At 38.8% G+C, this 14,420-nt stretch carries 17 protein-coding genes and 1 pseudogene; 11 read left to right on the forward strand and 7 right to left on the reverse strand.

All coding sequences use genetic code 11. The annotated features are described in order from the left end of the window. The first annotated feature begins 31 nt into the window (after nucleotides 1-31). Genes CFPU101_RS03245 through uraD form a run of 3 tightly spaced genes read left to right on the forward strand, consistent with a single transcriptional unit; the run spans nucleotide 32 to nucleotide 2,358 of the window. A complete protein-coding gene (locus tag CFPU101_RS03245) occupies nucleotides 32-1,468 on the forward strand; it encodes a uracil-xanthine permease family protein (RefSeq protein WP_206813905.1) in 1,437 nt (478 codons plus the stop codon). Nucleotides 1,469-1,487: 19 nt separating this feature from the next. Then, nucleotides 1,488-1,850 carry a hydroxyisourate hydrolase gene (uraH, locus tag CFPU101_RS03250; RefSeq protein ID WP_206813906.1) on the forward strand — a complete coding sequence of 121 codons (363 nt, stop codon included), beginning with the start codon at nucleotides 1,488-1,490 and terminating at the stop codon, nucleotides 1,848-1,850. A 7-nt stretch (nucleotides 1,851-1,857) separates the two neighbouring features. Then, a complete protein-coding gene (uraD, locus tag CFPU101_RS03255) occupies nucleotides 1,858-2,358 on the forward strand; it encodes a 2-oxo-4-hydroxy-4-carboxy-5-ureidoimidazoline decarboxylase (protein ID WP_206813907.1) in 501 nt (166 codons plus the stop codon). Between the two features lie 13 nt (nucleotides 2,359-2,371). On the opposite strand, the gene CFPU101_RS03260 is transcribed toward uraD, so the two are convergent. Continuing rightward, nucleotides 2,372-2,953, reverse strand: a complete 582-nt coding sequence (locus CFPU101_RS03260; protein WP_206813908.1) for an antibiotic biosynthesis monooxygenase — start codon at nucleotides 2,951-2,953, stop codon at nucleotides 2,372-2,374. A 1-nt stretch (nucleotide 2,954) separates the two neighbouring features. Continuing rightward, on the reverse strand, nucleotides 2,955-3,524 hold the full coding sequence (locus tag CFPU101_RS03265; RefSeq protein WP_206813909.1) for a DUF3124 domain-containing protein: 570 nt from the start codon (nucleotides 3,522-3,524) through the stop codon (nucleotides 2,955-2,957). 99 nt (nucleotides 3,525-3,623) lie between these two features. Between CFPU101_RS03265 and CFPU101_RS03270 the strand changes: the two genes are divergently transcribed. Continuing rightward, nucleotides 3,624-3,926 carry a hypothetical protein gene (locus CFPU101_RS03270; RefSeq protein ID WP_242577742.1) on the forward strand — a complete coding sequence of 101 codons (303 nt, stop codon included), beginning with the start codon at nucleotides 3,624-3,626 and terminating at the stop codon, nucleotides 3,924-3,926. Then, nucleotides 3,923-5,473 carry a sodium:proton antiporter gene (locus tag CFPU101_RS03275; protein ID WP_206813910.1) on the forward strand — a complete coding sequence of 517 codons (1,551 nt, stop codon included), beginning with the start codon at nucleotides 3,923-3,925 and terminating at the stop codon, nucleotides 5,471-5,473. Before CFPU101_RS03270 ends, CFPU101_RS03275 begins: the two co-directional genes overlap by 4 nt. Here CFPU101_RS03275 and CFPU101_RS03280 read toward each other — a convergent pair. The 3 genes from CFPU101_RS03280 to CFPU101_RS03290 are packed head-to-tail and all read right to left on the reverse strand — an operon-like array spanning nucleotide 5,470 to nucleotide 7,734. Then, nucleotides 5,470-5,859, reverse strand: a complete 390-nt coding sequence (locus CFPU101_RS03280; protein ID WP_206813911.1) for a clan AA aspartic protease — start codon at nucleotides 5,857-5,859, stop codon at nucleotides 5,470-5,472. The two genes, CFPU101_RS03275 and CFPU101_RS03280, sit on opposite strands and share 4 nt — an antisense overlap. A 38-nt stretch (nucleotides 5,860-5,897) precedes the next feature. Next, complete coding sequence (locus CFPU101_RS03285) at nucleotides 5,898-6,578, reverse strand: TrkA family potassium uptake protein (RefSeq protein ID WP_206813912.1); 681 nt, start codon at nucleotides 6,576-6,578, stop codon at nucleotides 5,898-5,900. 1 nt (nucleotide 6,579) lies between these two features. Next, entirely contained in the window at nucleotides 6,580-7,734 is a 1,155-nt protein-coding gene (locus CFPU101_RS03290; protein ID WP_206813913.1) for an anhydro-N-acetylmuramic acid kinase, read from the reverse strand. Nucleotides 7,735-7,806: 72 nt separating this feature from the next. Here CFPU101_RS03290 and CFPU101_RS03295 point away from each other — a divergent pair, with 72 nt between their 5' ends. Then, nucleotides 7,807-8,262, forward strand: coding sequence for a hypothetical protein (locus tag CFPU101_RS03295; RefSeq protein WP_206813914.1), 456 nt, complete (start codon nucleotides 7,807-7,809; stop codon nucleotides 8,260-8,262). Here the strand turns inward: CFPU101_RS03295 and CFPU101_RS03300 are convergent. Beyond that, nucleotides 8,259-9,854, reverse strand: a complete 1,596-nt coding sequence (locus CFPU101_RS03300; protein ID WP_206813915.1) for an Hsp70 family protein — start codon at nucleotides 9,852-9,854, stop codon at nucleotides 8,259-8,261. The genes CFPU101_RS03295 and CFPU101_RS03300 overlap by 4 nt on opposite strands. Before the next feature lie 98 nt (nucleotides 9,855-9,952). Beyond that, nucleotides 9,953-10,891, reverse strand: coding sequence for a polyphosphate kinase 2 (gene ppk2, locus CFPU101_RS03305; RefSeq protein WP_206813916.1), 939 nt, complete (start codon nucleotides 10,889-10,891; stop codon nucleotides 9,953-9,955). 479 nt (nucleotides 10,892-11,370) lie between these two features. On the opposite strand from ppk2, the gene CFPU101_RS03310 reads away from it, so the two are divergent. The 5 genes and pseudogenes from CFPU101_RS03310 to thiS all read left to right on the forward strand — a co-directional run. Continuing rightward, nucleotides 11,371-11,673 (forward strand): hypothetical protein, encoded by a 303-nt coding sequence (locus CFPU101_RS03310; RefSeq protein ID WP_206813917.1) that lies wholly within the window; start codon nucleotides 11,371-11,373, stop codon nucleotides 11,671-11,673. Nucleotides 11,674-11,707: 34 nt separating this feature from the next. Next, the gene (locus CFPU101_RS03315) at nucleotides 11,708-12,082 is read left to right on the forward strand and encodes a cyclic nucleotide-binding domain-containing protein (RefSeq protein WP_206814123.1); all 375 of its coding nucleotides are present in this window, start codon (nucleotides 11,708-11,710) and stop codon (nucleotides 12,080-12,082) included. A gap of 57 nt (nucleotides 12,083-12,139) precedes the next feature. After that, the gene (locus CFPU101_RS03320; protein ID WP_206813918.1) at nucleotides 12,140-13,159 is read left to right on the forward strand and encodes a thiamine phosphate synthase; all 1,020 of its coding nucleotides are present in this window, start codon (nucleotides 12,140-12,142) and stop codon (nucleotides 13,157-13,159) included. A gap of 273 nt (nucleotides 13,160-13,432) precedes the next feature. Further along, the gene (locus CFPU101_RS03325) at nucleotides 13,433-13,942 is read left to right on the forward strand and encodes a DUF1269 domain-containing protein (RefSeq protein WP_206813919.1); all 510 of its coding nucleotides are present in this window, start codon (nucleotides 13,433-13,435) and stop codon (nucleotides 13,940-13,942) included. Nucleotides 13,943-14,006: 64 nt separating this feature from the next. Continuing rightward, nucleotides 14,007-14,213, forward strand: a pseudogene (gene thiS, locus CFPU101_RS03330) (sulfur carrier protein ThiS); the annotation flags it as partial. Nucleotides 14,214-14,420 lie beyond the last annotated feature (207 nt).

Consider the following 14,420-nt stretch of genomic DNA (forward strand, 5'->3'; position numbering starts at 1 on the left):
CTCATTGTTTCTTAAAGATTAAAAGTAAACAATGACACAATCTAGCCCTAATCTACCCGTAGAAGAAGTTATAGAAGACATCTACGAACCACCCAAGGTAGCCGCCGAACTCATCTATGGTTTATATGATAAACCTCCAGCCGTAGAAGCCTTTTTTGTGGCACTTCAGCACGTACTCGCCTCCTTTGTCGGGATTATTACACCACCATTGTTGATTTGTAATGCCCTAAAACTCGATGCAGCAAACACCAGTTATATCATCAGTATGTCGCTGTTTGCCTCTGGTATTTCTACTTTTATTCAGTGTAAAAAAATTGGCCCGATCGGATCTGGGTTACTCAGCCTACAGGGAACCAGTTTTGCTTTCCTTGCGCCCGTCATTGGTGTAGGTGTTGGGGCAGTTCAAGCAGGTAGAACCCCAGAACAGGCTCTAGCTCTAATTTTTGGGGTTTGTTTTGTTGGTGCTTTTATTGAAATTATTCTGAGCCGTTTTCTCCATTTAGCCCAAAAAATCTTTACCCCTGTTGTCACGGGTACAGTGGTTATGATCATTGGTTTGAGCTTAATTAAAACGGGACTCTTTAGTATTGCAGGGGGAGCCGTCGCTAAAGCCAATAATACCTATGGAAGCTGGCAAAACTTGGGCTTAGGGCTTCTGGTGATGGCTGTGATCATCATCATGAACATGAGTAAAAATCGCTTTTTGCGAATGGGAGCGATCGCTATTGGTTTAGGTGTCGGTTATATTGTTTCTATCTTTTTAGGCATCGTTAATTTTGGCGTGTTGAGTGAACTACCTTTGTTCAGTATGCCCATACCCTTCCGTTTTGGCTTCGATTTTAATTTTCCTGCCTTTGCACCTTTTATTATCCTCTATGTAATTACGGCGATTGAAACGATCGGTGATTTAACTGCAACTTCTGCCGTTTCTGGGGAACCTGTCAAAGGGGGAACTTATATGCGTCGGATCAAAGGGGGTGTTTTAGGAGATGGTGTTAACTCGGCACTGGCAGCCGTTTTTAATACCTTCCCCAATACCACCTTTAGCCAAAATAACGGAGTAATACAAATGACTGGAGTCGGTAGCCGTTATGTTGGTTTTTATGTCGCTGGAATTTTCACCATTTTGGGGTTAATTCCCGTTGTTGGTGGTGTTTTTCAAGCCCTACCGCAAGCTGTTCTCGGTGGTGCGACAATTATTATGTTTGGGATGATTGCTGTTGCAGGTATGAATATTGTCTCATCTGTTGAGTTAGGTCGTCGTGAATTGATTATCCTTGCAACGTCTCTCGCTCTAGGTTTAGGTGTGGTTTACAATGGCGATATTTTCACCGATAAACATCCTTTATTCCAAAGCGTTTTTTCTTCTGGTATTTCGACAGGTGGTCTAACTGCAATTCTTCTGAATTTATTGCTCCCTCGTAACCTCAATGATGATAAAAAGGTAAATACGACTTCAGAAGAGTAGTATTAGGAATTAATTAAAAATGCCAGGGAAATTAACCACTCATATTTTAGATACGGCTCATGGTTGTCCTGCAGCAGGTGTGACAATTGAACTTTGGTCAGTGAATTTAGAAACCAACCAAAAATCTTTAGTCAAAACCGTTATGACCAATGCTGATGGTAGAACAAATGAGCCTTTATTATCTGATGGCACACTGAAAGCAGGGGTTTACGGGTTAGTGTTTATGGTAGGGGATTATTTTAAAAATTCTGGCGTAAAATTAGCAGATCCGCCATTTTTAGATAAAATCCCTGTACAGTTTGGGATCGCCGACCCCAATGTACATTATCATGTTCCTTTATTAGTATCGCCTTGGTCTTATAGCACCTATCGCGGGAGTTGATGGTCAAATGAGCTATTCTTTAACTCAACTCAATCAAATGAGTCAAGATGAATTTGTCACTGTGGTTGGCCCTATATTTGAGCATACACCCAGGATTGCCGAACAAGCAGCGTCAAAGCGACCTTTTGCTGATGTCAGTGAACTGTATCAAACAATGGTAAAAGTTGTTAATGAGATGAGTTCGGAAGAAACATTAGCCTTAATTTTTGCTCACCCCGACTTAGGAACTAGGGCGAAAATGGCCGACGCATCTGTTAAAGAACAATCTGGAGTAGGGTTAGATCGTTTATCTCCTGAAGAGTTTGATCGCTTTTTAAGATTAAATCAAGTATATCGCGATCGCTTTGGCTTTCCTTTTATTATTGCTGTCAGAAATCACACTCAAGAAAGTATTTTAGATGCTTTTGAAGTCCGTTCTAATCACTCATTAGAAGAAGAAAAACAACAAGCTTTAAGTGAAATTTGTCAAATTGCGCGATTTCGTTTAGAGGATTTAGTCACAGATTAATTTGTCTAAAAACTTAAAGACGTTTTTTACGACTATAAGGATATAACCAAAAAGCAAAAATTCGTGTCATTCTAGGCATCACGACATAAGTCATGAGTAAAACTGTTAATCCTGTAGCTAGAAGGTCTTGTAGTAGAGTCGGTAGAAAGAAAAGCCAAGGTTTAAAATAATAATTGACGATTTTAATTAAAGGGAAAAGTGCAATAAAGGTAATTGCTGCCATCTTATAACGTGGAGGAGGAATAATCGCATCAGAAGCAGGAAGAGTAAACCATGTTTCTAAACCCGTGAGAACTTCAACCACAGGAAAACCAACAATTAACACTTTTTCTCTTGCGATCCATTGACGACGACATTCTGAGTTTTCCCATTTTTTTAGATTACTACGACGATTAAACTTAAAAATAACGCGGTATTCTGGAATAGCAGGATTAAGAGGGCGAATAATCGTAGCACCTAAGTGTCCCTCAAACGTCATAGCTGCTGCTGTAATTCCAGAAACATATTCCTCAAATGCTTGCTCACAACCTGGTTTAACCCGTCTAGTAATAGAAACGGTGATAGGAGGATCTAAAAGTTCATCTGATTGATTCATATTATTGACACAGTTTAACAGACACAGGGTTTGAGTTTTGAATGACTCGACCTACACTGGTAAATGAAATTCCTTGAGTAGAAACGGTACTCAGCATAACACCTTCAAGAATTGGAGGATTAACATTTTTTTCCGCGACCCATTCGATAATAAAGCTTGTTCCAATACCTTTAGCTTGTCGAGTGTTGACAGCTAAAAAGTCGATTGATGCTAAAGGATCTAGTTTTTTAGCACAGTCTATATATTGTTTGACTAATTTCCCATTACTATCATAGTAACGAACTGAAGTAAGAATAATTGGATTTTCTAAATCTGTATTACGAATACTTAAAGCGGCTGTTAGATCTAAAGTTTGATTTTCTAAATGATAAATCTTCGGATAAATCGGTACATAAATCGTTTCTCCTGTTGCTATTTTTTCAACAGCTTGAGTAACACGATTAGAGGAAGTAGTTGTAGTATTACTCGATTGTGCTAGAGTTCCAATTTTTGCTTGTTGTCTAACACTCTCATTTTCACATGAAGTCAATAAAACAAAAACCATGACCAACAGTAAAAAAGATATCTTCATGAGAAAAAATAGCTTGATTTCTAAATTAATAACTTGATTTTGCCACAAAAATAAATTTAAAGTAGAGTACAGTGAGAACAATCTAAAATTTTTGAGGTGATGATGAACAACGGTGAAAACAGTAGATTAGATCGACTCGAAACCTTAGCGGAGAAAATCTTAGAAGGATTGGCAGAAACTAGACTGAGAACGGATTCTAATGCTCGCTCAATTGAAGCACTGACGAATGAAGGGAGAATCGCACGAAATCGATTATATGAAGCAATGACACGGTTAGCTGCTGCTCAAGCGACATTTTGGGAGATTCAATCAGATTATTATCAACATTTAGAACAGATTGACGAAAGACAAGCAAGGATGATCGAGCTTCTCAACCGACTTGAACAACGTCTAGCAGAATGAATTCTGAATTAGTCACCAGTTTAATTATTCTTCTCTTGGTTGCGACGGGTGTAGCGTTGGTGTCGCAACGTCTCCGCATTCCCTATGTTGCAGGTTTAGTTTTAGCAGGTTTGGCGATCGCTGAATTATTACCTCAAAAACTGGGTTTAAATGATTCCCTAATTTTTAATGTATTTTTACCAATTTTAGTTTTTGAAGCATCGATTAATACAGATGTCAGTCGTTTACGGAGTACCGTCAAACCGATCGCATTATTAGCAGGCCCTGGGGTGATTCTTGCTTCTGGAATTACAGCCATGATCTTAAAATGGGGTTTAGGTTTAGATTGGATTGCCGCGCTGTTAGCAGGGGTAATTTTAGCCATTACGGACACGGTTTCAGTGATTGCTGTTTTTAAAGAAATTTCGGTTCCTTCGCGTCTAACGACCATTGTAGAGGGAGAGAGCCTATTTAATGATGGAGTTGCACTGGTTTTATTTAGCTTGATTTTAAAAATACACGAAGCAGGTTCAATTACCCTCGTCGAAGGTGTACAAGAATTATTATTAGTGATTATTGGGGGAACTTTAGTCGGGATAGCTTTAGGCTATTTAAGTACAGGTTTATTTGTGCGTTCTGATGAGCCTTTAAGTAGTATTCTATTAACAATAGCGATCGCTTTAGGTGCGTTTCAAATTGGTCATATTCTACACGTTTCGGGCGTGGTTGCGGTCGTCGTTGCAGGATTAATTCTCGGAAATATTGGTTTATCGGGACAAATTTCAGCCTCAACCCGTTTAACCTTATTAAGTTTTTGGGAGTCGGCTAGTTTTGGGGTCAATAGTTTTATTTTCTTGTTGATTGGAATTGAAGTCAAATTAGGCACACTCTGGCAAACTTTACCTGCTGTATTACTGGCTATTATTGCCTATCAAATCGGTCGTCTCATCTCAGTTTATTCCGTTCTAGCACTGGTTCGTCGTTTTGATCGTCCAATTCCTTTACGTTGGCAACACGTTTTATTTTTGGGTAATATTAAAGGATCACTTTCAATGGCTCTTGCTCTTAGTTTACCTGTAACTATTGGAGAGCGATCGCAGTTAATTTCGTTAGTTTTTGGTGCTGTTTTACTGTCTCTTGTTGGACAAGGAACGAGCTTACCCTGGTTAGTCAAAAAGTTAAATTTGTCCCGTCTTTCTGATACTCGTCAACAAGTCGAAGAATGGCAAGCACAGTTAATGACTTCTAAAGCAGCACAGGAAGAATTAGATAACTTATTAAAAACAGGTATTCTCTCTAGAGGAATTTATGAGGAAATGCGAGCGTCCTATCAGGTCAAAATTGCGAGTGCTGAAAAATCGCTTAGAGAATATTATAATCGTCGTCCCGATGAATTTGATCCTAAAAGTGGAGATCTCTCAAAATTTGATAGTCTACGTCGTCGTTTACTGTTAGCAGAAAAAGGTTCACTCACTGAAGCACTTCGTAAACGTATTTTATCTGAGGAAGTCGCAAAAGAACGGATGAAAAAAATTGATGAACAGTTACTCAGTTTAGAAGATGATTAGAGAAATGATTTAATAATCGAAGTTGCGATATTTGGACTACTCGGATTAACGTCTAATATCCTGAGACTGGGAATAACGACTAAATCCATATCTTCCATTGGAATAGCACCGAGTAAAACTTGTTCACCCATAACCAAAGCACCAGCAAAACCAATTCTATTTTTAAAACGAATTTCTATCGGGCCAACATAGGGAATTAATTTACGAGATCCATCAGCTAATGTTACTTCTTTGCGGTCAATTTCGGTTAATTGAAGCTGAATTTGGATATGTTCAGGTATACACAGATGTACAGCACCCGTATCAGCAAGAGCCTCTACCTCAATCGGTGATAAATTTGGATTAACTGGATTTTTAAGTTGTATTTTACTGAAAACTAAGCCCATTCTATATTTCTCCTCGTTTTTGCTCAAAAAAGTAGCATTTAACAGCGACATTCTTCCATAAAATCAACGACTTGGTGTAATGAATTGGGTTTAGTCACAATAAGAACTGTAGAACCTTCTTCTAAAAGTGTACTGCCATTAGGAATGATTAGATCTTCGTGAGGATGCGCTTGATAACCAATAATTAAAGAACCACTAGGAAATTTTGGATCTTGAGCAATATCAGCGACGCTACGACCTGCTACATTACAATTGTAGGGAATTGGTAATTTTAAGACCTCAATTTGTCCCTGTTCAAAGTGCATCATTGATTCAACTTGAGGATATTCAATGGCATTTACCATCGTGGAAACAGCTAATTCAATTGTACTAATAATATGATTAGCTCCAGCAATTCGCAACGGTTGAGTAAAATCACCATGACGCATTCGAGAGATAATATGAGGTACGCCATAATGTTTTGCAAGGGTCACCAAAGCTAAATTTAGCGCATCATTCCGTAACACAGCCGCGAGTGAATCGGCTTTTCTAATCCCTGCTTCGATGAGTGTTTCTGTACTAACTGCACTCCCTTCAAATGCCATTACTCCAACTTGTTCACGCGCATAACGACAAGCATTCGCATCAATATCAATCACTGCGACGGTATGCCCCAAATCAACTAATTTTTGGGCTAAATTTAACCCGACTAAACCTGCTCCACCAACGAGAATATACATATTACTGATGCCTATTTTTTAAAATCGGAATATGAATTTCACCTAATAACATATCTTTTTTTGCTCCAGTAACATGAGGTAAATTACCCGAAAAGTCATGGAGTCGCCAATAGGCTAATACGGCAAATGCGATCGCTTCTTTAAAATCACTATTCAATCCTACATCATCAGTGGTTAAGACTTGACATTTTTCGTCTAATCTGTATTGTAATCGTTCTTTTAGATAAGAATTTCGACTGCCTCCCCCACATAATAGGACTTGATCGGGCATTTGGGGTAAAAATTGGCGATAATTCAGAGCAATAGAAGCAACAGTAAATTCAGTTAAAGTTGCTAACCAGTCAGCCTCACTTAAATGATAGGGTTGTGCAGTTTTCCAACAAGATTCTAAGTATGATGGACTAAATAACTCGCGTCCTGTTGATTTTGGCGGTGAAATCCGAAAATACTCATCATTTAGCCATTGTTGCACTAATTCTTCACAGGGTTGGCCAAGTCTAGCCCATTGTCCATCAGCATCATAGGTTTGTTTTCCTTGCGTCAGTTTTTGAATGGCTAAATCAATTAAAACATTTCCTGGCCCTGTATCCCATCCATAGGCGAGAGTTTCCCAATGAGGAATATTACGCGGAGGTAGATAAGTCACATTCCCGATACCGCCAATATTTTGAATACATCGGTGTAAAGTGGGATGTGCAAGGAGACACACATCTATTTTAGAGACTAAAGGCGCACCATGTCCCCCTACGGCCATATCTGCAACCCGAAAATTACTAACGGTCTGGATGCCTGTTAAATGGGTAATTAACGCCCCTCGTCCTAATTGTAGGGTGTACCCCATCGTCTGAGTAGGGGGACGGTGAAAGACCGTTTGACCGTGAGATCCGATGACTTCTGTGGGGTATCCTGTTTGGATTTTTTGGGCAGCAATGGCGAATTCTGTAGCGATCGCATCATCTAATTCTGCAAATTCTATCATTGAAATGGGATGCCCTGCACAGACGGCTAAAATCTTGTCTCTGAGTTCTTTTGAATAGGGATAAGTTTCACCCTGCAACAAATCAACTTGTAAATTTAATCCGTTTCCAGTAATTTTGACTAAGGCTGCATCTATGCCATCAACAGACGTGCCACTTATTAAACCGATACAATACATTTGGTTTTCAATATCCTAAAAATAAAAGATAGTATAAGCTGATTTATAGAATTTCTATCACATTTTAAAAAGATGAACTTCAGTAAATTTTTAACCGCGTCTTTCTTATTAATGACTACAGGGGTCGCCATTTCTCCTGTTACCTTAGCACAAAACCCACCCGCCGAAACGTTTCAGCCTGGGCCTTGGCAACCTATAGCTAGAGTTGATGTACAGCGTCCTGTCGGAGTGAAAATTTTTAATGAAACTGATATCATACTCGACTACGATTTAAGTGCGAATGTCAATGCGTCCCCTGTACAAATTGCCCCTGGAGAAGCAGCTACCCTAAAAACGGTCAGAATTCCTGCGTACATTTTAATTAATCGTTCCGTTTCTACGACTGAAGTACCCACTTATAGCCTAATTTATAGCATTGACGTTGATGAGAAAAATATGGTTACAGTTACGGTAACCAAAGCAAGTAGTGATATACCAGGCTATACAACGCTTAATATTAATAGACAGGGTGGAATTTTTGCTTACTAACTCAACTGTGCGACAATTTGATTATTGAGTAAGACATCTTGAGTTAATAAATCTTCGACGGTAATTCTTAATTGACGTAGTTGATCGACTTTGAATGATACTTTAACACGATCGCGTCCAGGGTATCCCAAAGGATTAAGTTTAGCAATAGTACGACTTCCTTCACGATCATTCAAGGGTTGTACTATTGTTTCCCCTCCTCCTATTGTACGAGTAATTAAACGATCGCCATCAAAATAAACTTCAGTTCCACTACTTTCGGCACCCAGTTCACCGATAATTAATTCGATACTCGGTTGTGCTTCGACAGATGCCCCTAAGACTAATTCTACAGCTTCTCCCATCGGATAAGGTTGCCCCGTTTTAATAATGGGATGCCAACTGTGACGATTGATTTTTCGATTCCAATAGCGAATCCCATAGCTATGATAGAGAAAATCTTTTACTTCAATCCCTTGAGCGAGTTGTAAAGCACCAACCGCTATGGCTTCAAAAGGACGATCGTATTTAATTTTAGCTTCATCAAAGTATTCTTTCACCCAATTTTGTACCGAGGGAATTTGTACCGTTCCCCCAACTAACAAAACTCCATCAATGTCACTGACTTCTATTCCATTGCGTCTTGCTTGTTGTAGAACTTGCGTCATCAGATCATCTAATTGAATGAAGAAATTCTGTTGTTTTAGAATCTCTTCAAATTGTTCTCGTGTCAGACTCAGTTCATAACTATCAAATGTCTCATCATTAAAATAGACCTCTGTTGCTGCGGTTTGGCTGGATAATTGAATTTTCAGACGTTCTGCTAAACGAGTTGTTAAAGAAGATTTGGGTAAATCTTGGGAGGTATGGAAATAGTCTACTAACCAATTATCGATATCTGTTCCACCTAAACTGGTTCCCGCTTTGGCTAAAACTCTGGCTAATTTGGTTTTTTGAGCCGAATTTTTACCTAAGCTTTTGTCACCCCATTTGAGAATAAATCCCTGGGTGGTTTTCTGTTCCCCCAACTCTAGCTGAACCAAGGATAAATCAACGGTTCCACCCCCAAAATCAACGACTAACAGTAATTCTTGTCCTAATGTGCCATAACCTAATGCTGCTGCGGTAGGTTCATCAATAAGACGAATTTGTTCTATATTCCAACTTTGACAGACTTGACTTAACCAGTTGCGATAGGTTTCAAAACTATCGACAGGAACCGTTAAAACCAGTGATTGAGGGGTTTCTGAGGTTTCCGCTTTCAGTTGTTCGATGAGGGTGGTTAAAAACCATTCGCCGACTTGTTCAAAAGTAACAACTTTATCGTCTAATTCTGGTAAAAATCCTTGAATTTGTGCGCCAATTCCCCGTTTAAAGCTACGAAAGAAACGAGAATCAGAATTAATATTCAATCCTTGATCATAAACTTGTTGTCCTGCGATCACTTGACCTAGCTTGGCATCTTGCACATAAACTAAACTGGGAATTAATGGCGGGTTATCTCCCACTTGTTGAGAAAGTCTAGGGAGTCTGATGATTTCTGGCTGTGCGGTGACAGCATTCCAACGGGTTATAACGGTATTACTGGTTCCGAAATCGATGGCGTAGAACACTGATAGGATCTAAAGTAGATGGACGGCAAGAATTATTTTATCCGATTTCTCTCAAGGTTCGGCAATATTTGCAGGGTGAATTTGCACAGAAAAATAATCTAATAATAATGAGGAACAAAAAATTGTTCATTACGAGGAGGACGAATATAATCGGTGGCTGGTTTTCTCGGTGGTAAGATTAAAGGATCAGGGGTTAAATCTTCGTAGGGTATTTTGCTCAAAATATGCTTGATACAATTCAATCTGGCCCGTTTTTTATCATCCGCTTCAACGGTAAACCAAGGGGCTTCGGGTATATTAGTATGGGCAAACATTTTATCTTTTGCTTGAGAATATTCTACCCAGCGTTCTCTCGATTCTAAGTCCATTGGGCTAAGTTTCCAACGACGGGCAGGATCTAATAAGCGCGACTGAAATCTGGTTTCTTGTTCATGATCACTAACTGAAAACCAATATTTAAGGAGAATAATACCCGATCGGATTAACATTCGCTCAAACTCTGGACAGGAAAAAAGAAACTCTTTATACTGTTCGTCTGTGCAAAAGCCCATCACGTGTTCAACACCAGCCCGATTGTACCAACTTCGGTCAAATAAAACAATTTCACCCGCCGACGGCAAGTGTTCTACATAACGCTGAAAATACCATTGAGTTTTTTGTAAATCCGAAGGTGTTCCCAAAGCAACAACACGACATCCTCTGGGGTTAAGCGGTTCAGTGATTCGCTTGATTGTTCCTCCTTTTCCTGCTGCATCTCGTCCCTCAAATATGAGGACTACACGTAATCCTACGTGCTTGATCCAGTATTGCATCTTTACGAGTTCTACCTGAAGACACGCCAGTTCTTTCTCATAAAATTTATTATTTAGTTTACTGGTCTGATCTTCATGATTAAGTGTATCGAATTGTTGTGAGGGTTCGTAGAGAGCGTCTTTGTGTTTTTTCTTCTGTTTTTTTGATTTTTTGTTAGCTTTTTGCTCTTTTTTACCTGCTCCATCATTTAATTCATGAACAGCATTTTCTAGAATTTCACTCATTTATTTACCTCAGATTTTTATCAAGATGTTTGATTCGAAAACGGAGCTAATCTTTTTAAAACAAATTTTATTTAGTATTAAATAAACTTCAATAGCTATTTGTATTACAGGATACAGCCGAATACTGGACTAGAAAATATTTATGATTCATAAAGAATACTTCTAGATCAAGATTGCTGCTGATATTCTAACTGAAAGAGTTTTCCCGTTCGGCTCTCTTAATCTTTTATTATAGATCTCTTTAGGTTGTTCATCGTACTTTAGATGCGTTATAAGATGTCGGTACTTAAAACATTTACTGGGCTGTAATGTCATTCAAGAAAAAATAAAATAAATAGTCATTCAAGATTCTAAGCGTAAAATCAGGCGTTATATTTTAAAAGAGGGTCACTCATCGCTGATCTGTACAAGGATAGTGAGAACGTGGCAAGATCAACATACCTTGTCTTAAAACATATCGTTTAGCATCAACAACACGCATGGAAAACAAAAAACCCGAATTCACGATTCTTAATCAAAATCAATCCGTTATTTCCCTGATTACGGAGCTACACAACTATTTTCGAGATCTACAGTCATATTACAAAATTGCTCATGGTAAACTGCATAATGAACTAGAATCAACTACAGATCAAGCCAGAATCGAAGAATTACACGCTGAACTTAAAGAACTCTGTCATAAAATGGAGTATTTTCACGTTTTGAATAATGCAATCTCGACAGTCAATGTGATCGTCCATACAGAAACGATCGTATCTGAGTTAAGTCCCCCTAAGATATAAAAATAATTTTTCCTGAATGGGTGAGCTATAAATGATCATGCAGCCGATCGAAACGATTAAAATTCTTCAAAATCAACCCGATCAAATCTTTAAAGCTGGCGATGTTATATTTAAGACTGGACAAAAAGGCCATGTTATGTATGGTGTAATTGAGGGTGAGTTAGAAGTACATCTCAATGACCATGCGATCGAAACCATTAAAGCTGGAGATGTGTTTGGTGTCGGTGCATTAGTTCATCAGGATGAGTTAAGAGCTACCACAGTGATCGCTAAAACTGATTGTAAACTCGCTTGCTTAGATCGAGAGCATTTTCTTTTTGCAGTACAGCAAGCACCGATGTTTGCACTCCAAGTGATGAAAAGTTATTCGGATCGTTTTCGTCGCCTAAAAGATATCGTAACCCTATAGATATTCTAAATATCAAAACACGTAGGGGTTTGGTTGCCAAACCCTATTTTTTAACTTATGAGAGAACCACAAACTGCTATAAAAAGAATTTTAGATGCCAATTTAGATCGCGCTAGAGAAGGACTCCGTATTATTGAAGAATGGTGTCGTTTTGGTTTAGACGATCGTCAATTAGTCGCAGAATGTAAGCAGATGCGTCAAGAAATCGCCAGTTTTCATAGTACAGAAATCCGCCAAGCTAGAGATACCGCAACCGATACAGGTACAACACTATCCCATCCACAAGAAGAACAACGTAGCAGCATTGAACATCTTTTACAAGCAAACCTCTGTCGTGTACAAGAAGCGTTGCGAGTCCTTGAAGAATACGGAAAGTTATACAATTCAGAAATGGGAATCGCTTTTAAAAAGATGCGTTATCGGGTTTACATCCTAGAAAGTCGTTTGCTTCCTCAACGAGAACAGCAATTTAAGGATATTCAACTCTATCTCGTAACCTCTCCGAGTGAAACCTTATTTGCTACGGTAGAAGCAGCCTTACAAGGTGGATTAAAGTTAGTGCAGTACCGCGATAAAAACACTGATGATCTGATCCGACTGACTAATGCTGAAAAACTCTGTCAACTTTGTCATCAATACGGTGCTTTATTTATTATGAACGATCGCGCTGATTTAGCCAAAGCCGTCAATGCCGATGGTGTACACTTAGGACAACAGGATATACCCATTGCTATCGCTAGAGAAATTATAGGACAAGGAAAAATCGTCGGACGTTCTACCACAAACCCTCAAGAAATGGAACTCGCGATCGCAGAAGGTGCCGACTATATTGGAGTAGGGCCTGTTTATGAAACTCCGACTAAAATTGGTAAAGCGGCGGCAGGTTTAGAATATGTGCGTTATGCTGTTAGTCATTCCCCTATTCCTTGGTTTGCGATTGGGGGGATCGATTTAAGTAATATTAATGATGTTCAAGAAGCAGGAACGCAAAGAGTCGCCGTAGTTCGTGCCATTATGCAAGCGGATGATCCCACTTCTGTAACACAGCAATTTATTTCATTATTACAGCCAAAATAAATTTTATCTATCTGATAAATTAGTTAAATCAGCTTTAATTTTTACTTAAAATTCAGAGCCATTACAAGGATTTTAGTACTAATCGAATCGGAACAAAAAACAATGATTAAAACAGTCTAAAATTATACAAATAGCTATTCAATTAACAGAACTTGGTATACACTTAATAAAGGTGAATGAATGAGTATGACTTGATCTCATTTATTAAAGAAGCTAATTCAAAAACGCAACATTAGCATAACTTACATCGATTATTTATACGGAGGAAATTCAATGAGTGATTTAATCGCGATCGCATACGATGATCTATATAAAGCTGAAGAAGTTCGCTTAACTTTAGCTAAACTTCAAAAGGGACGTTTGATCGAACTTGAAGACGCGGCTATCGTTACTAAAGATGCAGATGGTAAAGTAAAGCTAAATCAAGCGGTGAATCTGACAGCAGCAGGAGCCGCTAGTGGCAGTTTTTGGGGCTTATTAATTGGTACACTTTTTTTAAATCCTTTACTGGGTGCTGCCGTTGGTGCCGCTAGTGGTGCTATTAGCGGTGCTTTAAGCGATATTGGTGTTGATGATCAATTTATGAAAGATCTTGGCGCAACTCTTCAACCTGGGACTTCCGCGCTTTTCCTGTTGGTCAGAAAAGTAACCCCCGACAAAGTACTAGAACAAGTGGCACCCTATGGCGGTAAAGTGTTACAAACTTCATTGACTAAAGATCAAGAAACCGAACTTCAAGAAATTCTTACCAATCGAGGAATTAAACCCGCACCCACAGCATAGAAATATAATTTTGTCAAGTTATTCCAATTTCTTCGTCGTCAGAACCTTAATGAAAAGCTTCTCTATGTCTGAAATTACCTTACAAGTAAATGGCAAACCTGTGTCTTGTTCATCACAGACTCATTTACCGAAAGTATTAGAACAGTTGGGACTTAACCCCCGTTTAATCGCAGTAGAATATAACGGGGAAATCCTACATCGTCAGTACTGGGAAGCAACTGAATTACAGGATGGCGATCGCTTAGAAATTGTGACCATAGTCGGAGGAGGATCAGAAAAAATAGAAATTCTGATCCCTCAAGCTTGGTTAATTAACTATGAAGCTTTAGCCCAAAAAAAAGGAATTGCTCTTACAGAATTATTAACTGAAGCGATCGGTCAATACATTAATAGAACACAAAATAATACAAATGCGTCTGTTCCTGTCACTGTAATTGCTCAAGAAAACAATGACGAATGGGAAGACGAACCCGACGAA

It is taken from the genome of Chroococcus sp. FPU101, from assembly GCF_017312365.1.
In the GTDB taxonomy this organism is placed as follows: domain Bacteria; phylum Cyanobacteriota; class Cyanobacteriia; order Cyanobacteriales; family Microcystaceae; genus Chroococcus.